Annotated in this window: 20 protein-coding genes; 15 read left to right on the top strand and 5 right to left on the bottom strand. The window is 48.5% G+C overall.

The annotated features are described in order from the left end of the window. The first annotated feature begins 179 nt into the window (after positions 1–179). Genes B147_RS0113830 through B147_RS0113820 form a run of 3 tightly spaced genes read left to right on the top strand, consistent with a single transcriptional unit; the run spans position 180 to position 4,553 of the window. Positions 180–1,610 carry a sigma-54 interaction domain-containing protein gene (locus B147_RS0113830; RefSeq protein ID WP_020587799.1) on the top strand — a complete coding sequence of 477 codons (1,431 nt, stop codon included), beginning with the start codon at positions 180–182 and terminating at the stop codon, positions 1,608–1,610. Then, positions 1,607–3,607 (top strand): oxidoreductase, encoded by a 2,001-nt coding sequence (locus B147_RS0113825; protein ID WP_020587798.1) that lies wholly within the window; start codon positions 1,607–1,609, stop codon positions 3,605–3,607. Before B147_RS0113830 ends, B147_RS0113825 begins: the two co-directional genes overlap by 4 nt. 28 nt (positions 3,608–3,635) lie before the next feature. Next, entirely contained in the window at positions 3,636–4,553 is a 918-nt protein-coding gene (locus B147_RS0113820) for a formate dehydrogenase accessory protein FdhE (protein ID WP_020587797.1), read from the top strand. 111 nt (positions 4,554–4,664) lie between these two features. On the opposite strand, the gene B147_RS0113815 is transcribed toward B147_RS0113820, so the two are convergent. Together B147_RS0113815 and B147_RS0113810 are read right to left on the bottom strand one after the other, a co-directional pair. After that, complete coding sequence (locus tag B147_RS0113815; protein WP_020587796.1) at positions 4,665–5,021, bottom strand: hypothetical protein; 357 nt, start codon at positions 5,019–5,021, stop codon at positions 4,665–4,667. Positions 5,022–5,326: 305 nt separating this feature from the next. Further along, positions 5,327–6,316, bottom strand: a complete 990-nt coding sequence (locus B147_RS0113810) for a tRNA dihydrouridine synthase (RefSeq protein ID WP_020587795.1) — start codon at positions 6,314–6,316, stop codon at positions 5,327–5,329. Positions 6,317–6,491: 175 nt separating this feature from the next. On the opposite strand from B147_RS0113810, the gene B147_RS0113805 reads away from it, so the two are divergent. Beyond that, complete coding sequence (locus B147_RS0113805; protein ID WP_020587794.1) at positions 6,492–8,258, top strand: acetate--CoA ligase; 1,767 nt, start codon at positions 6,492–6,494, stop codon at positions 8,256–8,258. 4 nt (positions 8,259–8,262) lie between these two features. Here B147_RS0113805 and B147_RS0113800 read toward each other — a convergent pair whose 3' ends face one another. The 3 genes from B147_RS0113800 to B147_RS0113785 all read right to left on the bottom strand — a co-directional run bounded on the left by B147_RS0113800 (position 8,263) and on the right by B147_RS0113785 (position 12,019). Continuing rightward, positions 8,263–10,161, bottom strand: a complete 1,899-nt coding sequence (locus tag B147_RS0113800; protein WP_020587793.1) for a bifunctional acetyl-CoA hydrolase/transferase family protein/GNAT family N-acetyltransferase — start codon at positions 10,159–10,161, stop codon at positions 8,263–8,265. Positions 10,162–10,267: 106 nt separating this feature from the next. Further along, positions 10,268–11,536, bottom strand: a complete 1,269-nt coding sequence (locus tag B147_RS0113790) for a diaminopimelate decarboxylase family protein (RefSeq protein ID WP_020587791.1) — start codon at positions 11,534–11,536, stop codon at positions 10,268–10,270. 24 nt (positions 11,537–11,560) lie between these two features. Then, positions 11,561–12,019 carry an Lrp/AsnC family transcriptional regulator gene (locus B147_RS0113785; protein WP_020587790.1) on the bottom strand — a complete coding sequence of 153 codons (459 nt, stop codon included), beginning with the start codon at positions 12,017–12,019 and terminating at the stop codon, positions 11,561–11,563. Positions 12,020–12,258: 239 nt separating this feature from the next. Between B147_RS0113785 and B147_RS0113780 the strand changes: the two genes are divergently transcribed. The 11 genes from B147_RS0113780 to fliF all read left to right on the top strand — a co-directional run bounded on the left by B147_RS0113780 (position 12,259) and on the right by fliF (position 23,640). Beyond that, positions 12,259–13,785: an HD domain-containing phosphohydrolase gene (locus tag B147_RS0113780; RefSeq protein WP_020587789.1), complete on the top strand. Its 1,527-nt coding sequence runs from the start codon at positions 12,259–12,261 to the stop codon at positions 13,783–13,785. A gap of 92 nt (positions 13,786–13,877) precedes the next feature. Next, entirely contained in the window at positions 13,878–14,231 is a 354-nt protein-coding gene (locus B147_RS0113775; protein WP_020587788.1) for a PilZ domain-containing protein, read from the top strand. Between the two features lie 64 nt (positions 14,232–14,295). After that, positions 14,296–14,757 (top strand): chemotaxis protein CheX, encoded by a 462-nt coding sequence (locus B147_RS0113770; protein ID WP_020587787.1) that lies wholly within the window; start codon positions 14,296–14,298, stop codon positions 14,755–14,757. 39 nt (positions 14,758–14,796) lie between these two features. Further along, complete coding sequence (locus tag B147_RS0113765) at positions 14,797–15,171, top strand: response regulator (RefSeq protein ID WP_033397397.1); 375 nt, start codon at positions 14,797–14,799, stop codon at positions 15,169–15,171. Positions 15,172–15,180: 9 nt separating this feature from the next. Further along, a complete protein-coding gene (locus B147_RS28380; protein ID WP_020587785.1) occupies positions 15,181–16,236 on the top strand; it encodes a sigma-54 interaction domain-containing protein in 1,056 nt (351 codons plus the stop codon). Positions 16,237–16,456: 220 nt separating this feature from the next. Continuing rightward, positions 16,457–19,135 carry a tetratricopeptide repeat protein gene (locus B147_RS0113750; RefSeq protein ID WP_020587783.1) on the top strand — a complete coding sequence of 893 codons (2,679 nt, stop codon included), beginning with the start codon at positions 16,457–16,459 and terminating at the stop codon, positions 19,133–19,135. 15 nt (positions 19,136–19,150) lie between these two features. Then, on the top strand, positions 19,151–20,524 hold the full coding sequence (locus B147_RS0113745) for a sigma-54-dependent transcriptional regulator (protein WP_020587782.1): 1,374 nt from the start codon (positions 19,151–19,153) through the stop codon (positions 20,522–20,524). A gap of 145 nt (positions 20,525–20,669) precedes the next feature. Beyond that, positions 20,670–21,083: a flagellar basal body rod protein FlgB gene (gene flgB / locus B147_RS0113740; protein WP_020587781.1), complete on the top strand. Its 414-nt coding sequence runs from the start codon at positions 20,670–20,672 to the stop codon at positions 21,081–21,083. A 3-nt stretch (positions 21,084–21,086) separates the two neighbouring features. Then, entirely contained in the window at positions 21,087–21,584 is a 498-nt protein-coding gene (gene flgC, locus B147_RS0113735) for a flagellar basal body rod protein FlgC (RefSeq protein ID WP_020587780.1), read from the top strand. Between the two features lie 23 nt (positions 21,585–21,607). After that, positions 21,608–21,904, top strand: coding sequence for a flagellar hook-basal body complex protein FliE (fliE, locus tag B147_RS0113730; protein WP_020587779.1), 297 nt, complete (start codon positions 21,608–21,610; stop codon positions 21,902–21,904). Positions 21,905–21,924: 20 nt separating this feature from the next. Next, complete coding sequence (gene fliF / locus B147_RS0113725) at positions 21,925–23,640, top strand: flagellar basal-body MS-ring/collar protein FliF (RefSeq protein ID WP_020587778.1); 1,716 nt, start codon at positions 21,925–21,927, stop codon at positions 23,638–23,640. Positions 23,641–23,642 lie beyond the last annotated feature (2 nt).

The following is a 23,642-nucleotide window of genomic DNA, read 5'->3' as shown; positions in this document are numbered from 1 at the left end:
TTTATCTGCTGCTTCAAATTTATATTCTTCCTAAAATGGGTGTATCCACCTGAATGCGCGATGCCTGTCAGGTGACAGACAAAAAGAAAAAAAACAATCGGTTTGAGGATAACAATTGATTGTTAAGTAACGTTACTTTATCATTACCCGGTGTCGAACAGTAACTATACGGATGAAATATGAATAACCACGGGATCTGGAACCTTAATTTTTTAAACCATATTTTAGATGCCATGGCTGAAGGACTGTTTACTTTGGACCAGGACGGTAAAATTACAGCCTGGAACCGGGCCATGGAGAAGATCAGCGGCTACACCGCCGAACAGGCAGTAGGGCAAAAGTGTTGCCTGATCAAGTGCAGCCGGTGTTATGATCAAACAAACCCGGCGGATATATCCCAATGCAAGGTACTGACGCACGGCAAAACAGAAGCCAAGGAGTGTTTTATCCGGCACAAGGACGGTTATGATGTGCCGGTGATCAAGAACGCCAGACTGGTCCGGGATGAAAAAGATAATGTGCTGGGCATTGTGGAAACCTTGACCGATTTAACGGAAATCAAAGCCATCAAGGCCCGGGAAGCCTCTGCCAAGCAAGAACTTGAAAAGCGTTACGCCCTTGGCAATATCATTGGAAAATCAGCGGCCATGGAAAAGGTGTTCCATGCCATCCGGGCGGCAGCAGACAGCCGGGCCACCATCCTGATCCAGGGGGAGAGCGGCACCGGCAAAGAGCTTGTGGCCCGGGCCATACATTATGAAGCGACCGGAGGACAGCAGCGCCCCCTGGTAACGGTAAACTGCTCGGCATTGTCCGAAACGCTGTTGGAAAGTGAATTGTTCGGTCATGTCAAGGGCGCGTTTACCGGTGCGCATAAAGACCGGATCGGGCGATTTGAACAGGCAGACACCGGCACCATATTTCTTGATGAAATCGGGGAACTGACGCCCTATATGCAGGTAAAGCTGCTGCGGGTACTCCAGGAGAGGGAAATTGAGCGGGTGGGAGACACCCGGAAAAAGAAAATTGACATCCGAATTATTGCTGCCACCCACAAAGATTTAAGCACCCTGACCCGGGAGGGCGCGTTTCGTGAAGATTTGTATTACCGGCTTAAGGTCTTTCCCATCCGGCTTCCGCCGTTACGTCAGCGTTTGGAGGATATTCCTTTGCTGGTCCGCAGCTTCATTGAAAAAGGAAATAAACACGAGGGCATGGACATCCGGAATGTAACCCCGGAGGCCATGAAAGCGCTGATGGCCTATCCCTGGCCGGGAAATGTGCGGGAACTGGAAAACGCCATTGCCCATGGCTTTGTGCTCTGCCGTACCCGGGAAATAACGTGTGCCGATCTACCTGACGAGATTCACAGCCAGAATCAATCTTATGCGATGCCGCCACAAAGCGCCTCACTCTCAAATCAGCCATCCTTTTCTCCGGCACCCTTGACCCGGGAACGTCTGGTATCGCTTTTGGATGCCTGCAACTGGAATAAGGCTGAGGTGGCAAGACAACTTGGGAAAAGCAGGACTCTTGTGTGGAAGCACATGAAAAAATGGGATATTCCACTTAAGCGAGGTGAATCCCAAACGATAAAGGAAGCCCAATGAAAGATCCCCTGTTTACTCCCATTCAAATCAATCAATTAAACATTCCCAACAGAATTTACATGCCGGCCATGCACCTGGGCATGGCACAGAATTATGAAGTAACGGATCAAATCGTAGCATTTTACAAAAGACGGGCCAAGGGAGGGCCGGGCATGGTCTGTGTCGGGTATGCAACGGTGGACGAACTGTCCGGCAACACCCGGAACATTGGTGCCCATGATGATAAATTTATCCCGGGACTGACCCGGCTGGCAGATACCATCCGGGAAAATGGAAGCCGTTGTGCCGTGCAGATCAACCATGCCGGCCGGTATAATTTTTCATTTCTGATTAATGGCAAACAGCCTGTAGCCCCGTCTGCCGTTGCGTCCAAGATGACAAGGGAGACACCCAGAGCCCTTGAAATCAGTGAGATACAGCAGACCATCGAATCCTTTGCAAATGCCGCCACCCGGGTGAAAAAGGCAGGGTTTGATGCGGTGGAAATTCTGTCGGGCACGGGGTATCTTATCTCCGAATTTTTGTCTCCGCTGACCAATCAACGCACCGACGAATATGGCGGCAGCCTTCAAAACCGCATGCGATTTGGAATGGAAGCGGCCCAGGCGGTTCGGGATGCCGTGGGGCCGGACTATCCCTTGATCGTAAGAATGAACGGCAATGATTTTATGCCGGGAGGCAATGAACGGTCGGATCTTATTGAATATGCAAAGCAACTGTCCAAAGGGCCTGTGGATGCCCTATGCATCAATGTGGGATGGCATGAAGCCCGGGTGCCCCAGATTGTGGCCCAGGTGCCCAGAGGCGCATTCGGTTATCTTGCCCGGGATATCCGGGCCGCTGTAGATGTCCCTGTGATCGCAAGTCACAGGATAAATGATCCTGAAACCGCCAGGGAGATGATTGATCAAAAATTTTGCGACATGGTTGCCATGGGGCGCAGCCTGATCGCAGACCCGGATCTGCCGAAAAAAGCTCGTGAGGGTAGAGAAAAGGAGATTGTCCATTGTCTTGCCTGTGCCCAGGGCTGTCTTGACAATCTGTTCAGGCTAAGACATGTGGAGTGCCTTTGCAACCCTTTGGCCGGGCATGAGTACCGGGGCAAGGCAGATAACGCTGGGGCGGCCAAAAAAGTAATGGTGGTCGGCGGCGGGGCTGCCGGTATGACTGCCGCGCTGACCTGTGCCCGGCGTGGACATGATGTAACCCTGTATGAGCATTCCGGGCGCCTGGGCGGTCAACTCCACCTGGCGGCCGCTCCACCGGGCCGAAAGTCCTTTGCCCGGTTTTCAGATGACCTTGAAACCCAGCTCTCTGTGGAAAAAGTTCCAGTTGTATTAAATTGCAGGGTCGGCAAGACTCGCATCTCAAAGGAAAAACCCGATACCCTGATCCTTGCCACTGGTGCGATGCCCCTTGAACTGCCCATCCCCGGCATGAATTTCCCCCATGTGGCAGGGGCCTGGGATGTCCTTGAAGGCAAGGTGGGAACCGGCAAACATGTGGCCATCATCGGCGGCGGGGCTGTGGGGGTTGAAACGGCATTGTTCCTTGCGGAAAAAGGCACCGTGTCGGCGGAAACCATCAAGTTTCTGCTGGTGAACAAGGCCGAACCTCCGGAAGCACTTTTTGACATGGCCACCCGAGGCAGCAAAAAAGTGTATCTCATTGAGATGACAAATCGAATTGGAAAGGATATAGGTAAATCAACACGGTGGGGAATGATGCAGGATCTTAAGCGTTTTAATGTGGAAACCGTCATCGCCGCTAAAGTGTTGCGAATCACGGAAGCAGGCATTAAAATAGAAAAAGATGGCGAAATCACTGCCCTGGACGTTGACACAGTTGTGGTGGCTGCCGGCGCGGTGTCGTACAATCCATTGGCGCAAATCGCTGAACAACTCGGCATTGAGTACCGTGTCGCGGGTGATGCCTTAAAGGTGGGTACGGCGTTCGATGCGGTGCATGGGGGCTATGAGGCGGCTCTTTCTATTTAATATCCAAAACACAAGGAGGTCAAACATTATGAATCAAAATGAACGTATCTGCCATGAAAAAACGCCCAAAGGCATTCAAACAGCCCTTGACGACCTGGCGGTGCGCAAACCTGGGTTATCCTCACTTGTTTCTGCATTTGGTCCCGTGCTTGTGGCAAAAGCTGAATTGACGGAACGTCTGTCTGAAGATGAGATAAACAAACCAGATATTCCTGAATCTGATTGGATCCGTTTTTCCAAAGGGGTGCATTTGTTTGCCATCACAGGTCTTATGGATTTCCAAAAGGAGTTTAAACAGGCAGCCCACATGATTCTACCGCCCATTGCAGAGGCATTTTCAGGCATTGGGGCGGACATTGAAGCAATTGAACGCAACATTGCGGACGACAGCCTTGATGCCGACGACTGCGTCCAGGCGTTTGTGAAGAACTACACCCGAAACATAACCGCATTTGCTGCCCGGGCAGGAACCAGTCCTGACATTTTCAGGTTTGCCCTGGCCCAGATTGCCGAACCGTTCAAGGAGATTCAGGCCCGGGCCTTCTCCCCTCTGATAGAGGGCCATCAGTGGCCGCACGGGCACTGCCCGATGTGCGGATCATTCCCGGCTGTTGCAGGGCTCATCGGTGAAGGGGAGGCGCGTTGGCTGCAGTGTTCTGTATGCGCCCATGAATGGCGATTTAGCCGCCACACCTGCCCCCGATGCGAAAATAATGAACAGAGTAGTCTTGAATATTTTTTCGACCAGGACAGCCCTGCCAAGGACGAAGAACGGGTGAGCGTCTGCAAGCTATGCAACACCTATCTTCTGACCATAGCCCTGCGTCAGCCTACTGGTCCGGTGAACATGGATGTTGCGGCCATGGGTATGATCGGACTGGAAAACCAGGCCCGGGGAAAGGGGTTTTCGCCGCAAGCTGCAATGCTCTGGAATTTAATGGAATAGCACGTTTTGGAATCCCGGGGACATGGATGCCATTTTTAACAAGACTAAGTTGAAAAATCCAACATGTCCCCAAACCCCGGTATCATCACTTAATGACGCGTTCATTTTAAATTACATACCATTAATAATATTCATGGCTTGTCTTAAATTTTTTTTTATTTCATCCATATCACCTTCATTCAAAGAAAAACAATTATTGATTGCATTCATTACCGCTTCAATTTTTTCCAAAGATATAACGAGAAAACATCCTTGTGATTGAAAAAGAGATTTGTCTCCACCCTCTTCATCTTCCCATTCTATATTCTTTTCCTTGGCTAAATTATTAACATAAGCATTCACTTCATCTTCCAACGCTGCCGGAATCTGTAAAAAAGCTGCAGCATTTTTCGGTCGTGGTTGCTCACCTGCGGCACTGACTCTATTGTCTGCATCAATATACAGTTTATTCGGATCGGATTGAGTCATTATTCCTCCTGATTTTTTTTTAACCACTATTTAACAGGATACCCTCTAAAAAATAAAAATGACCAGCTCTGGATAACTATTTAGAGAATCAACAATAAAATTGTTAACATCATCTGGGAAGGCTTGCAAATTTTTTCTTCAATTTGTTACATGGTTTCCTAAGCTTTTATGATAGTTATGGTTGCCCCAGTTAGAAGCAAGCCCCAAGTTTTTTAAGAACGGCATCAACATCAAAATGTCACGAGTACAAGGCGGGGGCAACATTTACGATTTTCGGTCGGGCACTAGGTATCCGGGCCGACGTGTCATTCTATCCTGCCCGGGCCGAAGTTTAAGCTCATGTCCCAAAATTCATTGACCCGGTCTAAGTAACCCTGCTCCGAATTTGATTTGAGCAATTTTTTCAAAGATTTTTTGCTGTTTTCAAAGGAAGGCCCCAGATAGCTCCAGAATCCCTTCATGCGTCCAATAAGGTGCCCCGGACCAGAAAAGACTTGTTTATAACTGTTAAAAAGATCCGCATGAAAATTTTTTAATCGTTCATGTATTGGGGCGTCGGTGTGTTTGGAATCAATGTTCACCCCTTTGATCTGCTCGGGCAAAAATGGGTTGGAAAGAATGCCCCTGCCGATCATGAAACGATTGATTTCCGGAAAACGCTGACGGATTCTTTCCCATGATACCAAATCCACAATATCACCGTTATATACCATGGGATGGCCACAGTCGTTCATGGCCTGTTCAAATGCGTCAACATCAGCAGCGCCTGTATACATTTGCTCCCCGGTTCTGGGATGCAGGATGATTTCGTCAAGCTTGTGGGTATTAAACATTGCAATCAGGTCCCGGATCTCTTCCTTAGCTTTACGGCCCAGGCGGATTTTAACACTTAGCGTGGGCTTCATGGCCGGGATGACCCGGGAAAGGAAGGCGTCTATTTTATCCGGGTGGGATAAAAGGCCCGAGCCCCGCAGTTTTTTTGCAATCTTTGAATGGGGGCATCCAAGGTTCCAGTTCACCTGGGCATAGCCCATGTCAAAAAGGTAATTCCCAAGATAGATAAAATCATCCGGATTATTACCCAGAATCTGGGGGATGACAGGCAGGGCTGTGTTCAGGGCCGGATCCACGTCTTTCAGTCGGGAGGGTTTCAGGCGCCTGCTGCTCATGGTGGAGATAAACGGGGCCATGGCCTGGTCAATGCCGGAAAAATGCCGGACATACGCCTGTCTGAACACCACATCGGTGACCCCCTGCAAAGGGGCCAGTATCAAAACGGGAGGATTATCTGTCATGAGGAGGGCTCCTTGATTTACAGGCCTTGGCAGGCTGCTGCAAAAAGTGACGTTCTGTAATAGCCTGTTGCGCAAAATATTTTGACAAACCCGTGGATGATCCATTATAGAATCAATATTTTTTGCTCAGCTATACATAAGATTAATTTGGATTGCAAGGAGTGTTTCCCAGAGCATGAGAGAACTTTACAAACAGATCATCCATATCAACCGGATGCCGGATGATTCTGAAAAACAGGCCCGGGTAAAGGCATTTTTTGATTCTTTGAACAGCATGACAATGCCGGATTCATTCAACTGGGCAAGCCAGGTATTTGAAGGGATTCATGTGGCCCGGACACCGGATAAAACAGCGTTGGTGTATGAAGATCTGACCACCCTTGAATCCAGCCGGTTTTCCTATTTTGACCTGTCATGCCGGGCCAACAGGCTGATCAATTTTCTGGCAAACAGGGGCGTTGGCATAAAAGATAATATGTATATGATGGTGCCCCTGTGTCCTGAGATATGGTTTGCCAGCCTTGCCTGCATCAAGGCCGGTATTGTCAGTGTGCCCACAGCCACCACCATGACCGCAAGGGAACTGGAATTCCGGTTTGGCACCTATAAACCGGATGTAATTCTGGCAGACATGGCCAATGTTGACATTATTGAAAACGCTATCCGGGAAACCGGTATTGTCCCCAAGGTTAAACTGGTGCTTGGGAAGGCCCCGGGCTGGATCTCCTACGACGAGGTGGAAAGTGAATCTGACACGGCGGATGCCGTAGACACAGCATCCGATGATATCTTGTTCTGCTTTTTTACCTCCGGCACCACCGGCCTGCCGAAACGGGTGGGGCATACGGCAGTCTCCTATCCTGTGGGGCATCTGTCAACCACGGTCATGCTTGGGCTGACACCCGATGACACCCATCATAATCTCAGTGCGCCCGGATGGGGTAAATGGGCCTGGTCCTCTTTTTTTGCGCCCTTTAATGTCGGGGCCACAGTAACGGCCTTCCGGTTTGATTCTCTGGATGCAAAAACTTACCTTGACGCAGTTGCAAAACAAAAGGTCACAACCCTTTGTGCGCCGCCTACGGCCTGGCGCATGTTTGTAAATGCAGACCTTGACGGTATTGACCTGCGCTGTCTGCGTCAATCCGTGTCTGCCGGAGAACCTTTAAATCCGGAAGTCATTACACGCTGGCATGGCTTCACCGCCACCCGTATCCGGGATTTTTACGGGCAGACAGAATCCACGGCCATGATCGGCAATCCGCCATGGATGGCCGAAAATATGCGGGCAGGATCTTTTGGTATGCCGTCTTCCATGTATGATGTGGCCTTGGCAGATGATGACGGCAACGAAATTACGCAACCGGATCAGGTGGGGCACATTGTTGTAAAAATAAACAAATGGATGCCGGTGGGACTTTTTAAGGAGTATATCGGCAATCCGGAAAAGATGGATGCCGTATTTGTAGACCCGTATTATTACACCGGAGACAGGGCGTCCTTTGATGCCGATGGGTATTGGTGGTTTGTGGGGCGGGCAGATGATGTCATTAAATCCAGCGATTACCGCATCGGCCCCTTTGAAGTGGAGAGTGCGCTTATAGAACACCCTGCCGTAGACGAGGCCGCAGTTGTGGGAACGCCTGATCCCAACAGGTACCAACTGGTCAAAGCCTATGTTATTCTCAGTCCGGGTGAAACCGGCAACAGGGAATTGGCCCTGGCGTTGTTCAGGCACACCATGAATATTCTTGCCAAGTTTAAGATTCCGAGGATAATTGAATTTGTTGATAAAGTGCCAAAAACCATTTCCGGAAAAATTCGCCGTATTGACTTGCGGGATGCCGAAGCTGACCGGCGGGGAAGCGAAGGGGTTGAAAAAGCGCCTGTCAAAGAGTATTTTTACTGGGATTTTCCCGAATTAAGCGCAAAAAACAAATAAATATTTATTCCAGGGACTGATCATCATCCATATCCGGTTTTCTATTCATGTCAAAGGGCATGGTCACTTCAATTTCACCACTTTCCCCCCGTATAAATTCTGCATGGGGGTAAGTGTTTTTAAACACACTGATCATTTTCCGGTTTTCGGCCAGGACAAGGGCTGTGAAACCGGAATAATTGTTCTTACGGGCAATCTTTTCAAGGCAGTTCAGCATAAAGGTGGCAATCCCCTGACCATGCAGTTCCTCCTGCACCAGAAATGCCACTTCCGCATTCTTGGGGTCCACTTCCGCATAAGACGCCACTGCCACAATCTGTTTGCGTTTGCCCTGCTGCATCAGGGCGATAAGGGTCATATTCCGGCTGTAATCCACCTGGGCCCACATTTGCTGGAGCATGCGCCTTGAGAATACTTTGCGCCGGTTAAAAAAGCGAAAATAGATGGAATCTTCCTGGAGGGAATAGTAAAAATTTCTTGATTCGAATTCATCCGAGGGCTGAAGCGGCCTGACTTCCAACTGTTTTCCGCTGGGCAAAAGCATGTTGTATTTATATGCAACCAGGAACAGCAGATCCTGGTTTGTGGGCGGCAGCTGGTCGCTGAAAATATAATGGCGCTGTTTGGCTTGTTCAATAAGCTCCTTGCGGAATTTGGGATGGGCAATCTGGGCCAGTTCCATAACCCGTTGGAAAATGCTTTTCCGCCGGATTTCTGCAATGCCGTACTCAGTGACCACAAGGTCAATGTCACCCCGGGTGGTGGCGACTCCGGCACCTTCACTTAAATGCGTCACAATCCTGGAGACCTGGCCGTTCTGGGCCGTAGACGGGATGATAACAATGGAAAACCCGCCTTTGGACATGGCAGATCCCCTGATAAAATCCACCTGGTCACCGATGCCCGAATAAAACAGATACCCTTTTGAGTCCGTGCATATCTGGCCTGTCAGATCCACCTCCAGTGCAGAACTGATGGAGATCAGGTTATCATTTCTGGCAATAACATTTGGATCGTTCACAAATTCAGAGGATCTGAAATAGAACATGGGGTTGTCGGATATATAATTATATAATTCCTTTGACCCCATGCACAGGGAGGCAACAGCCCGTTCGGGGAGAAAATTTTTTTTGCGGTTGGTGATTACCTTCTGTTTGAATAGAGGCAGAAGGCCGTCCGTGATCACCTGGGTATGGATACCAAGATCCTTTTTGCCGGCCAGATAGGGCATGATGGCATGGGGCAGATGCCCAAAACCGATCTGCAGTGTAGCACCGTCATCCACCAGCTGGCTGACATAATGTCCGATACGTTCGACCACGGTTTTATTTTTGGTCCTGGGCAGGGATTCCAGAAGCTCTTCTTCGTATTCCACCAAATAATCGATATCGTCGATGTGCACCAAAGAATCTCCCCAGGTTCTGGGCATTTGGGGATTGACCTGGGCGATGGTTACCTGGGCACTTTTCATCCCAGAAAGGGTGATGTCAACGGAAATGCCTAAAGAACAGTACCCATGGGCATCCGGAGGGCTCACCTGAACCAGGGCAACATCCAGGCCGATTTCATTGTTCCGGAAAACCTTTGGAATCTGGGACAAGTAGGCCGGGATATAGTCAATTTTTCCTTCAAATGCAAATTTACGCATCAGAACGGAAATAAAAAACAGCTTAATGGAAAACCGGGACGAAAAATTGTCGTCATTGAGATATTCCGCCAGGGTGGTTGACAGCATCTGATATACAACAATATCCTGGAGGGACCGGTCTTCTACCATGGTCCGGATCAGGTGCTGGGGCTCTCCGCATCCTGTACCGATGAATACCCGTGAACCATTGCGAATCTTTTTTACACTTGCTTGTGCGGTGAGTAGCTTATCAGGACAGACTTGTTTTAAATCCATGCTATTTCTCCTGCCGGGTCAATGCCAGAGTCGAAATTTTTAGGCCATATACAGGCTAAAGCAAACCACAATTTGGATTGATAATCAATTATTTTTATTTTGATCATCAGCCTTGGTTCGGTGTGATGGCTCTGGGCTCAAAATTTAATGTGGCAAAATAATCATCCATGGTCTCTGCCCGCCGGATCAGTTCAATGCTGCCGTCGGTTTTAAGCAGAAGTTCCTTGGGACGAAGCTGGCCGTTGTAGTTAAATCCCATGGCATGTCCGTGGGCCCCGGTGTCATGGATAATCAGGATGTCGCCTTCACGGGTTTCGGGCAATTGCCTTTGAATGGAAAACTTGTCATTATTCTCACATAGTGCACCAACGACATCCACTGTTTTTAAGGGGGCTGATTCCGGTTTGTCATGGATGTGAATGTGATGGTATGCCCCATACATCCCGGGGCGCATCAATGCCGACATGGATGCATCCACACCCACATAGTTGCGGTAGGTATTTTTATGATTGATCACCGAGGTGACAAGGACACCGTGAGGACCGGTGATATACCGGGCACTTTCCATATACAATTTGGGTACCCAGCCGTTTTTCGCTTTAAAAGCCTCAAAGGAAGCGATAATGCCGCCGGCCATACCTTCCAGATTGAATGGTTTGGCATCCGGGGTGTAGGGAATGCCTAACCCGCCGCCGATATTAATGAATTCAAACCGGATATCAAGGGCACTGCTTACATCTTCCACCAGCTCCAGCAGCATGTCCGCCGTGTCAATCATGTATTGGTAATTAAGTTCATTGGAGGCCATCATGGTATGCAGACCAAAACGCCTGACGCCAAGGTCCAGGGCCTGGCCATAGGCTGAAAAAATCTGGTCCCGGGTCAGACCGTATTTGGCTTCTTCAGGTTTACCGATAATGTCGTTCCCCTGCCGTGTCGCGCCGGGATTGTATCTGAAACAAAGCAAATCAGGTACAGCCGGCAGTTTTGCAATCAAGGAGATATCATCCAGGTTTATGATGCTGCCGCCATTGTCCATGGCCGCTTCCAGCTGTGCCCGGGTGGTGTTGTTAGAGGTAAACATGATATCGTCGGCATTGCTTCCGACTTTACGAGCCAGCTCTATTTCCGGCACAGAAGAGCAGTCAAACCCAAACCCCTGGGCTTTGAGAAGCGCCATCACCGTGGGGTTCGGCAGTCCTTTTACGGCAAAATACTCCTTGAATCCGTCAATAGGGGCAAATGCGTTGTTCAGGGCCCGGCATGTTTGAACGATCCCGGTTTCATCGTAGATGTGAAAAGGGCTGCCAAAGGCTGCTACGGCATCCAGAACCACCTTTGATAGCCTCTCTTTGAATTCAGGTGACATGGGCATGATAATAATTCCTTTATTTTTAAATTAGACGTCATCCGGCAGTTTAATCTTGGCGCTTTCTTTAAATGTGGAAAGCACAATAGATGTCTTGGTCGCCTTTACGCTGCTCACATCGGCGATCCGGGTTTGTATCAGTTCGTCCAGCTCATTGTTGCCGGACACTTTTATTTTAATCATCAAGGCGTCTCCACCTGCCAGATAATGGACTTCCTGGACCTGTTCAATGGTTGCCAACTGTTCGCCGGTTTCCCGGATCTTGGACGGTCGGGTCACCTGGATGCTGACAAAGGCGGTCATGGCACCGCCGAACATATCCGGGTTCAGGCGCACCTCATAGCCCTGGATAATCTTTTTTGCCTCCAGTTTTTTAATTCGCTCAAGCACTGCAGACGGGGCCATACCAATGGCTCTGGCAACCTCAACATTGGGGATCCTGGCTTTTTTCTGCAAGATTTTAAGAATTTCCAGGTCAGTTTTATCCATACCAATAATATTCAATTTATGTTAAATTTATCACATAAGTTTTATGTTTGTGAAAGGATATTCTCTGTTTTACACAAAGTCAAGAATATTATTCTTAGCAAATACAAAAAATGCAAATTAAATTCTCTTTGCGCAGACTTCGTTGGAATCTTAGACAATTTGATTTTGGTTGATAAAAGATGGGGTTTCGTATACATGTAAATTTTAGGTGAATTCCGATTAACAACAGGTCGAGATGGATGGACAAGGACAATATTAAAATCCTAGTGGTGGATGACGAAAGCGGCATTCTGGATGTCACCGAAGGATTTTTTGAAAGAAAAGGCTACCAGATATATACTGCAGGAAACGGGGAAAACGCCCTGGATATTGTTAACCGGGAAAGAATAGATTGCGTTTTCACCGATATCAATATGCCTGTGATGGACGGACTCGAACTGGCCGAACAAATCCGCCATATTGACAGTACGCTGCCGGTTGTGGTGATGACCGGGTATCCTTCCCTTGAAAATACCATCCAGACCCTGAAAAACGGCGTTGTGGATTACCTGATCAAGCCGGTGAACCTCGAACAGATGGAGCTGACTCTGCGCAGGATATTGCGGGAACGCGGGCTTTTTGTTGAAAATCTGATCCTAAAGGAAGAGGTGGAACGTCAGGAACGCCTGCGCCGGCTCAACAACGAGCTGGTCAAAAAAGTAGCGGAAGTCAACACCTTAAACCGGATCATGGAGGATTTTGCCGCCATTGATTCCAGTTACGAAATTTTTAACAAGGTCGTCCGGTTAGGCGTCGAAGAACTCAAGGCGGACCGGGTCTTCTTTCATGTTTATTCAGAACAGGACAGTTCCCTGGTCCTTGTAGACAAAGCCGGTGCGAAAAATAAAAAATGCCCGGTATCCCATTCCATAGATATTCCCGAACAGGAAAAAACATTTATCATAGAGTCGCTGGGAAGCGTTTACACGCCCTGTCTTATCACAAATGCGACAGGCATCCCATCAATGGAAGGTCAGGTGGGCTCCTTTATGGTTGCGCCATTGAAAATCCGGGATAAAATTTTCGGTGTTGTTTCGGCGTATATTTTCCAAGGACCGCGTTTTTTTGGAGAGCAGGATATTTACTATTTAAACTTTATCACCCAGAAAGCCGCCTCGGGAATTGAGAATATCGCTTTATATGAAAATATATATGAAAATTTGTTTTCAACCCTGTTTGCGTTTGTTACGGCCCTTGAGGTCCGGGATCTTTACACCCGCAAGCACTCCACCAGAGTAGCCAAAGTCGCCCATATCATTGCCGAGGAAATGGGATGTACTGAAGAAGAACTGGACATGATCAATGTGGCAGGCAGCCTTCATGACATCGGTAAAATAGGTATCAGGGATGATATTCTTTTAAAGCCCGGACGCCTTACCGGAGATGAATACGAAAAAATAAAAGAGCATCCTGCCATCGGCGCTGATATTATAAGCAAGCTGGGGCTGTGGGGCAGAGAAGCGCAGATTATCCGGCATCACCACGAACGTTTTGACGGCAGGGGATATCCCGACGGCCTTAAAGGCGGACAGATTCCTAAGCTTGCTAGGATATTATCGGTTGCCGACAGTTATGACGCCATGGCCTCGGACAGGGCCTACCGGAAAAAAATAGATAAGAATGTCGTCATCGACATTATAATTAAAAATTCAGGTACCCAGTTTGACCCTGATGTGGTAGATGTTTTCCTGCAGGTGGCAAATCAAGACCTGCCGGATGATTTTTAATGGCTTGAGCCTGAAAATGAAATATGCTAATCTAACCTAGAAATTTATTGAGTTAAAACAATTTATATCTTTCAGCGTGGAGTTAAATTGCATTGAGCATTTCAGACAAAGACGACAGGCGAAAATATTCCAGGGTACTTTTTACAACCAAAATCGAAATCCATATGCTTGATGAGTCCGAACAAAAAGTACAGTTTGAGGCCCATTCAAAGGATTTGAGCCAGAGGGGCGTGTTTGTCAAGACAGACAAGCGACCATCCTTGGACACGGTGTGCCAGGTGAATGTTTATCTGTCCGGAGGATTAGACGATCTCAAACTGGAAATTCAGGGACGAATCGTCAGGCACACGGACGCCGGATTCGCTGTAGAGTTTGAGTCCATGGACGTAGATACGTATACCCATCTGAAAACGTTGGTTTTGTATAATATTGAAGGCTCTGATTAATTGCCCTGACGTCATATAAATCAGGTTGTCGGGTGAAATTTAAACTGGCTGGAGGTGTTGTTCATTGGATGTTACACTGATAAATCCATTCATCAATGCAACCATTAACGTATTGGAAACAATGGCTTTTATAACGGTTTCGGCGGGAAAACCCTATTTAAAAAAAGATAATATCGCCGTGGGTGATGTGACCGGCGTCATGGGACTGACCGGCGTCGCCCAAGGCACCATTGCCGTAACCTTTGAAGAAAAATGTATTTTAACGGTTGTCTCCAACATGTTCGGAGAAAAAATAGACACGCTCAACGATGATATCGCCGATGCCGTTGGGGAATTGACAAATATGATTTCAGGACAGGCCCGGCGGGAACTTGATGAAATAGGCAAGGTGTTCAAGGCTGCCATACCATCAGTGATCACGGGGAGAAGACATACCATCAGGCACTATGGGAATGGCCCTAAAATCGCGATCCCTTTCCAGACCGATGGTGGAGAATTTACAATTGAGGTATGTTTTGAAAGATAGAAGATGGGTTTCAATCCAATTAAGGAGGAAAATGTGGCAATGGACACATCCATCAAGATTTTGATAGTTGACGATTTTGCGACCATGCGCCGTATTCTGAAGAATATTTTAAAACAGCTTGGTTTTAAAAATCTGGTGGAGGCCGATGATGGAACAACGGCGTGGGACGTCCTTGAAAGCCAGGAGATTGATCTGATTATTTCCGACTGGAACATGCCCAAAATGACAGGCCTGGAACTGCTCAAAAAGGTGCGGGCAAGCACCCAGTACCAAAAAGCACCTTTCTTGATGGTCACGGCAGAGGCCCAGAAACAAAACGTCATAGAAGCCGTACAAGCCGGTGTCTCCAATTACGTGGTCAAGCCGTTTACGGCAGAGGCGATTTCCGACAAACTCAAAAAGATCCTTAAGTAATAAAGCCCTATGGTCCAAGCAACTGCCGAAAAAACAACAGGCGCTGTTGATGTATCGCCGAGAAATGCATCGGGTTTTAACCGCAACGGCATTGCCGGCGTGAGTAAAGGACTGATGGCCGTGCTCGAACGGGTGCGTAAAGTTGCGCGCTCTGACGCATCAGTGCTTATCACGGGAGAAAGCGGTACAGGCAAGGAACTTATTGCCCGGGCCATCCACAAAAATTCAGCAAGAAAAGACGGCCCCATGGTGGTAATCAATTGCGGGGCCATTCCCAGCGAACTTCTCGAAAGTGAGTTGTTCGGTCATGAGAAAGGCGCATTTACCGGCGCCCACCGGGCACGGACCGGACGATTTGAAATTGCCGATAAAGGGACGATTTTCCTGGATGAGATCGGAGACATGAGCCCGGATCTGCAGGTAAAACTATTACGTGCTTTGCAGGAAAGACGGTTCGAGCGGGTGGGCGGCTCCCAGACCATATCGGTGGATATCAGGGTAATATCCGCCACCAACAAAAACCTGACCGCCGCCATAGAGGATAACGAATTCAGGGAAGATCTGTATTACCGCCTTAATGTGATTCCCATCAAAATCCTGCCCCTGCGGGAACGCCCTGAAGATATCATGCCCCTGGTGGACCATTTCCAGTCCGGTTTCGCACGGCGCAATACCGAATACAAGCCCAAAATATTTCCAGATTCGGTAAAACAGGTGCTTCAGACCTATGAATGGCCCGGCAATATCAGGGAACTGGAAAATCTGGTGGAACGGCTGTCGGTCCTGGTGGAAACAGATACCGTCAGCATAGCTGATCTGCCGGGCTGTATGACCGATGCCGGGACAGATGCCACCCCGATATGTGTGGCTGGCGTATTCCGGAACGACATCGGTTTTAATGAGGCAGTGGAATCGTATCAAAAGGCGTTGATTACCCATGCCTTGAATAAAACCGGATGGGTAAAAGCCAAGGCCGCCGAAATGCTGAAAATGAACAGGACAACCCTGGTTGAGAAGATAAAAAAAATGGATATTGAACCGGAAGATGAGATGCCGGTTTTTTGACACCTGCCGCCGGAAATCCCCACATCCTGTCCAGGTTTTTTTATAAGAAAGTCTGGGTAAGTTACTCAGATCTTTCAAGCTTTGTTGTGGACTATGCCTGGCAGCTGATATGTCAGATCAGCCCATGGCTGTTTATATGAAAGTCACAATAAGTCTGGGTATGGCACATTACTTGCTGTTTAATTCTCCAACCATGAACCCTTTTGGATATTAATATGCCATGAGAGAATTAATCCCTACATACCTGAAGGTTTTATCATCGGCCTGGACCGTATTTTTCTGCGTGTTCATTCAAACAGCAACAACCATGGCCGCACACCCCGTTGTCAAAGCAATCCATGTCAAGGATCATCCCTTTTCAGTGACGGTTGATATGACCGGAAAAGCGCCTGTAAAAGTTATCCGTGTCGGAGAGCGGGAAGTCCTGGTGGCCATTAAAAATGCAACGCTTACGAGAGGACTTGTCATTGGCGGAAAGGATAATCCCAATCTTGAATCCGTCCATGTGGAAACCCTTGAAGGCAACGTGGTCGCCCTGATGGTGACGGGCAAGCACGCCAGTGAAGAAACAATTAAATTCTCTTTTGATGCCACCAATAACCAGTTGACGGTGGTGTTAAACAAAACCCAAATGCTTACGCCTTCCGTTCCCCAATCTACCCCGCCGCCCCAGCCGGAGACTGTCATGAAACCTTCAGCAACGGCAGTTCCTGCTGTTTCCCAACCTGAGAAACAGGCGGTAGTTCCGGCAACAGAGCCCGGGGAGAAACAAGCCCTTGCCCAGGCCACTGGTGATCCGGCAATACAAGTCCCTGCGCCCGAGCCCCAAGCCGGACCGGCAGCAAAAGCACAGCCCCCCGATACTGTCCAAAAAACCGACACTGCCACCCAAAAAGATTCCGGCCCGGCTAAAGCCCAAAAGAGACTAAAGGAACCACCGCTTTATATACCGCCAACCCGCCAGGCCAGCCGTTTTAAGGGCGATATCAGCGATATGTACCGGGGCGATGATCCGTTGCAGGGTTGCCAGGCCAATGCAGTCGAAAATGCGATGCTTCTGGTTAAAAAACAGTTGTACAAAGAAGCCGGCGCCATTCTGGAGCAATATTTGTTTGAAGAAAACCCCTTTTGCCGGGAACAGGTCTACTATTTAAGGGCCTATGTCAATTTTATGGGTGTTGAGAACAATGACCCGGCAGGGCTTTTGACTGCAGAACGCATGTTTCAGGACGCCATGGTCGCCTTTCCCAAATCAAGCTATCTTCCCTATGCTTATGCCGCCATGGGATTGATTCATACCCGTTTGCACAACAGCGCAACCGCCGAAGGGTATTTTGATATCATCACCAAAGACTTTCCCGACTATTCCGGTATGCCTGAGGTGGAGTATCATCTTGCTGAAATTTATAATGACAGAGGATATAACGACAAAGCATTAAATCTGTATAAAAAGGTATTTGAGTCCAAAATAAGCAACGGCTATATAGCGGATGCAGGCGTGGGGTATGGTAAGGCCCTTTTTGGAAACCTGCGGTATTATGACGCGTTGAGTGTTCTTAATTATGTCATAAAAAACGATGTGAAAAAGGTTTATGAATCTTCTGACCTGCTTAGATACACGGCAGATGCCAGTTTTGAATTGGGCTTAAGTAAAGGCGCCCGGGAAAATTACATCCGGCTGTTGAATCTTTATCCCGATATCAAAGATCCTGATATGGCCTTAAGTAAGGCCGGCGATGCTTACGGCATGGAGAATCAGGAAGAAAAGGCGATCAAACTGTACGAACTGGTCCGGGAAAAATATCCTGACTCCCCGGGATATATCAATGCCTCCATTGGAATTGCCAGGTATTTAAAAACGGATGCTGAAAAGATTGATATTTACGAAATGATCAAGTCCCGGTTTCCTGAAAATACCTATGCCCGGATTGCCATGATGCGCCTGGCTGAAATTTATCAGAAAAATGGAGAGTATGATAAGTGCATCAAGGAAATTGAGGATCTGTTGTCCACCCATCCCAGGGGGTTGCGCTACGAGGCGGTTAAGCTCATGCAAAAAGCCTACGAGGCGTTGTTCAAAGAACAATTGAAGGCCGATGAATATACCTCCGTATTGATGAGGTATGAAAGAGAACAGGTCAAGTTAAATAAAATGGGGGGCCGACTGATTCCCTTTTATGTAGGCAGGGCATATTTACGGGCCGGGCTTTATGAAGAGGCATTTAATCAGTTGATTTCCGCCTATAAACTTTATAAAAGAGCAGAGCGGCCGGCGGCACTTCTGTTTGGACTGGGCAAAGCCATGGATGAGTCCGGCAGAGATGACGATGCGTTAAAACTATTGTATGCTTTTACAAAAAGATTCCCAAAGGATAAAAACCGGGTAGAGGCCCTTACCCGAATCGGACAAATCTATCTGGAAAAAGGTAATTTTTCAAAGGCAAATGATACTTTGGTCTCGGCATATAAGGCGGGGGGAGACGCACTGGAGAAGGGGCAGATCCTCATGCTTCGCGCAGGCGTTTACCGGAAAAAATCAGACTTAAAAACGGCGTCCGAACTCCAGGCCCGTGCAGTGAAGGCGTTCGCCGCATCTCCCGGCGAAAATTACGAGATACTGGCAAGCGCATACAAATCGCTGGGGGCAACTTACCTGGAAATGAAATCCTATGGCCAGGCAGCCAATGCCTTTGCCAAAGCCCTGGATTTTTCAGAAGGAGACCGGGCCAAGGCCAATATCGGTTTCCTGCTGGGGGACGCCTACCAGAAAGGCAATGCACTGGATAAGGCAAAAGAAACTTTTGAGCAGGTAGCACAGTCCTACGACTCGGTCTGGGCCCGGCTTGCCCGGCAGCGGCTGAGTACGATAGGACTGGCTGAAAAAATGATAAATTCATAAGGATGCTTTGCCAACGTGTCTGGACAACGATTATTCCTCATCATTGAAAACCCCAAAGAGCGCATGACCTATACCGACCTGTTCGAGGGAATGGGTTTTCTGGTTGATGCCGTGCCCGAAGGCTCGGATGCGCTCACCCACCTGCTTTCCCAAAAACCTGCGGTGGTTGTGGCCGACGATAGTACGCCGGGATTCTCCGCTTTGGATTTTCTCAAACAGGCGGCTGATTCCGATACCGGAGTGCCAAAGACCATTATCCTTACTCCGGATCCTGTGATGGATTATGCTGTCAGCCTGATACGGCACGGTGCCTTGGATTACCTGATCAAGCCCATTGACCCAAGACAGCTGGAACTGAGCGTTAAAAAATCTTTGGCCACTGCCGTTGCGCCCTTGCCCCCGGAGAAAGAGAAAACAATCAAGCATAAAGCGGTTCAAATCATTACGAAAGACCCCGGAATGGCGCGTATGCTCAAACTTGCCGCCCGGGTGGCGGATTCGTCGGCATCGGTGCTCATCCAGGGCGAAAGCGGCACCGGCAAGGAACTGCTTGCAAGGTTTCTGCATGAAAAAAGTGCCCGCCGGCATCAGCCGTTTATCGCCATCAACTGCGCAGCCCTGCCGGAAAATCTTTTGGAAAGCGAATTGTTCGGCCATGAAAAAGGGGCGTTTACCGGCGCATTGGCAAAAAAAGCCGGAAAGTTTGAACTGGCTGATAAGGGCACTTTGTTTCTGGACGAAATCACCGAGATGCAGTTTCACCTTCAATCCAAACTCCTGCGGGTACTCCAGGAAAAGGTGGTGGACCGGGTGGGGGGGACCCAGCCCGTGGATGTGGATGTCCGGGTCATCGCCACCACCAACCGGGATGCCAAAGCTGCCGTAGAGAACCAGGAGTTCAGGGAGGATCTGTTTTACCGTCTCAATACCATTCCCCTGATTATCCCACCCTTGCGGGAGCGTCGTCGGGACATTCAACCCTTATGCGATTTTTTCATAGAAAAATACTGCAGGATTGACGCAAGGTCTGTCAAAGGATTGACAGATCAGGCCCTTTCCGTGCTCCAAACCCATGCCTTTCCCGGCAATGTCCGGGAACTTGAAAATGTGATCCATCGTGCCGTACTTCTTGCTGAGAGCGATATGATCACCCCTTCGGATTTGCTCATGGATGATGGCGCAAACATACCCCTTGGCGATGATGATACCGGCTTAGAATCCATTGCCAATGAGGACTTTTCCGCAGGCTCCCTCAAAGAGATGGAACAGAAAATGATTTTCAGGACACTGGATCAAACCGAAGGAAACCGGACCCATGCGGCAAAAATTCTGGGAATCAGTGTCAGAACCCTTCGTAATAAACTGAACGAATACAAAGAACCCCTCTGATTATCCCCGCTGTTTATTATTTCAGGCATGTAATTTGCATTTTCCCGTTTATAATGTTGATATTCAGGCTCTCTTGTCCGGATATCCAAAGAAAAATATCACCTTTGAATGACCCGGAGCGTAAATTTAAAACACGGAGGTTAACATGGCCGATTCAAGAATTTTCGGGCACACTTATGAGATGATCGGAAAGAGTATGGACATCTCAACCCGGCGGCATAACCTGATCGCAGGCAATATCGCCAACATGGACACCATCGGGTATACGCCCAGCGATATAGATTTTCAAAGTGCGCTCAAACGGGCCATGACGGAACCGGAACCCGATTATCTGGACAAAACCAATGAAAAACATCTACCCGGCAATATTGACGGGTCTGCCGGGCAGATTAACGGTATGGACAGCGAGGATGTGGATATCTATCACCTGGATTCGGTGAACATTGATACGGAAATGATGAATCTGATGGAGAACAATGTGAAATTCAGATCCACGGCCGAGATGCTGTTGCGTAAAATGACCATACTCAACTATGCCATTGATGAGGGAGGAAAATAATCCATGGATTTAATGAATGCATCAAAAATCAGCGGAACGGCCCTTGCCGCCCATCGTATGAAACTCAACGTCATTGCTGAAAACCTGGCCAACGTGGATACCACCAGAAGCGAAGACGGCGGACCCTATCGCAGAAAAATGGTGGTCTTCAAAGGTGACGATATCGACTCTTTTGAGAGTGTGGTGCAGCAAAAAATTCGAAAGGAGCAGTCCGGCAACATTGAATTATCCGCCATTGAGTTTGAGGATGAAAAAAAACCGGATAACGGCACAGGTGTCAGAGTGGATCAGATTGTCAGGTCCCAGGAAGATTTTCATCTGGTGTATAACCCGGCCCACCCCGATGCAGATCCGGATACAGGCTATGTAAAAATGCCTAACGTGGATCATTTAACCGAAATCTCAGACATGATGGTGGCCCGGCGCAGTTATGAGGCGAGCGTCACGGCGCTTTCCACCACAAAAAATATGATCAGCAAAGCCCTTGAGATCGGCAAATAATTTTAGGATAAAGGAGTGAACCAATGGATGAAATAAACACTCAAGTCCCCGGCAAACTCTCCTTGTACAGGGAATCTGTGGCAAACCGGGCAGCCAAGCGAAGCCCAGAATTCATGGAACGTCTGGAATCAGCCGTCCTGGAAGTGAATAATAATCAGCATGTGGCAGATGATTCTGTTGAGGCCGTCATTGAAGGCAGGCTTGGTATCCATGAAGGCATGATGGCGCTGGGCAAAGCCTCCACCTCCCTTAAAGTGCTGGCACAGGTCCGGAACAAGGCCATGAGTGCCTATGAAGAAATCATGCGTATGCAAGTATAATTTCTGTCAGGAGCCGCTAAATGAATCCGGTAATTCAAAAAATCATTACCATGTTCAAAGAGATGAGCATGGCCCGAAAAATTCTCCTGGGCGGACTGGTCCTGGTGGTGGTGGCTGGGTTTATCACCATGTTTGTATGGGCCAATCAAACCACTTATAAAGCTGCATATTCAGGGTTGAGCCAGGAAGATGCCGCCGCTGTCGTGGAAATGTTAAAATCCTCCAAGACATCCTATCGCCTGACCGGTGACGGGACCACTATTCTGGTGCCGGAACCCATGGTGTATGATGTCCGGCTGACCATGGCCAAAGAAGGCATTCCCAAAGGCGCAGGAGTTGGATACGAGATTTTTGATAAAAGCGAGTTCGGCACCACCGAGTTTGTTCAGAAAATCAATAAAAAACGCGCGCTTCAGGGGGAACTGGCACGCACCATTGCGGCATTTGAGGCGGTTAAGGATGCCAAGGTCATGATTGTACTGCCCAAGGAATCTGTTTTTGTGGAGGAGACCAAACAGCCTTCGGCATCCATTCTGCTGGAGCTGGTCGCTGATCTTCAGAAAGAGGAAGTGGCGGCCATTGCACATCTGGTGGCGTCTTCGGTCCAGGATCTGACCCCGAAACTTGTCACCATTGTGGATACTGCCGGCCGGATTCTGTTTGAGGGGAAATCCGAAGCAGAACAGGCCCGGATTGATGCAGAAAATCTTGCAGATGCCCAGTATCAGTATAAAGTTCGGTTTGAAGAGAACCTGACACACAGAATTCAGACCATGCTTGAGCGCATCGTGGGTACGGATAAAGCCATTGTCCGGGTTACCTCGGAAATGGATTTTTCCAAAAATAACATGAATGAAGAAATTTATGATCCGTTTGAGCGGGGCGGGGAATTCATACGCAGCCGGAAAAACAGAGCTGAAAAGGTGGTTCAGCTTGATGAACAGGTCGGTATCCCGTCATCGGTCAACCCCATCACAGACGAAAACCAGGCCGCGAATAAAAACCAGGAGCGGGTCAATAAGCATGATGATACGGTTAATTACGAAATCAGCCGGCGGGTCAGGGAAACCCAGAAACCCATGGCAGAACTCACAAGGCTTTCCGTCGCAGCTGTGATTGACGGTAAATACGAATTCCAGACAGATGACAACGGCGACACCAAACGGGTGTATATGCCCAGATCTGCCGAAGAGATGCAGCAGTTCCAAAGCATTGTAACCAGAGCCATGGGGTATAACGAGGAGCGCAACGATCAGGTTTCCATGGAGTGCTTTCCCTTTGCTTCCATTGACGATATGCAGGGCACCCAGGTAAAACTTACTGGCTGGCGCATGGTTCAGAAGGAATACGGGCGTCTCATTGCCAATTTGCTGCTGGTCTTTGTATTGTTCCTGTTCATCATTCGGCCGATTATAAAAACGGTTCGCGATATCAAGGTGACGGTGGAACAAGAAGCATTGCCTTCACCGGAAGAACTTGCCCAGCTTGAAACAGAAAAGAAAGAACCTACCTTTATTGAGATGGATGCGGATCAGCAGCGTGAATTCTTTGAAATGATGAGCGAGGAGCAGAAAGAAGATTTCATCCAGAAAATGACTGCAGCTGAGCGGAACGCATATATAGCCAATATGAGTGCCCAGGAAAGGGCCCGGTATTATGCGGAAAAAGACCTGTTCAGGACCGTGAATATCATCAAGGGATGGCTCAGTGAAGTAGAGGAAGAAGAGGAGGAATAATT

It is taken from the genome of Desulfobacter curvatus DSM 3379 (assembly GCF_000373985.1).
In the GTDB taxonomy this organism is placed as follows: Bacteria; Desulfobacterota; Desulfobacteria; order Desulfobacterales; family Desulfobacteraceae; genus Desulfobacter; species Desulfobacter curvatus.
Note: the sequence above shows the minus strand (reverse complement) of the source record. Positions and strands in the feature narration are given on the sequence as shown.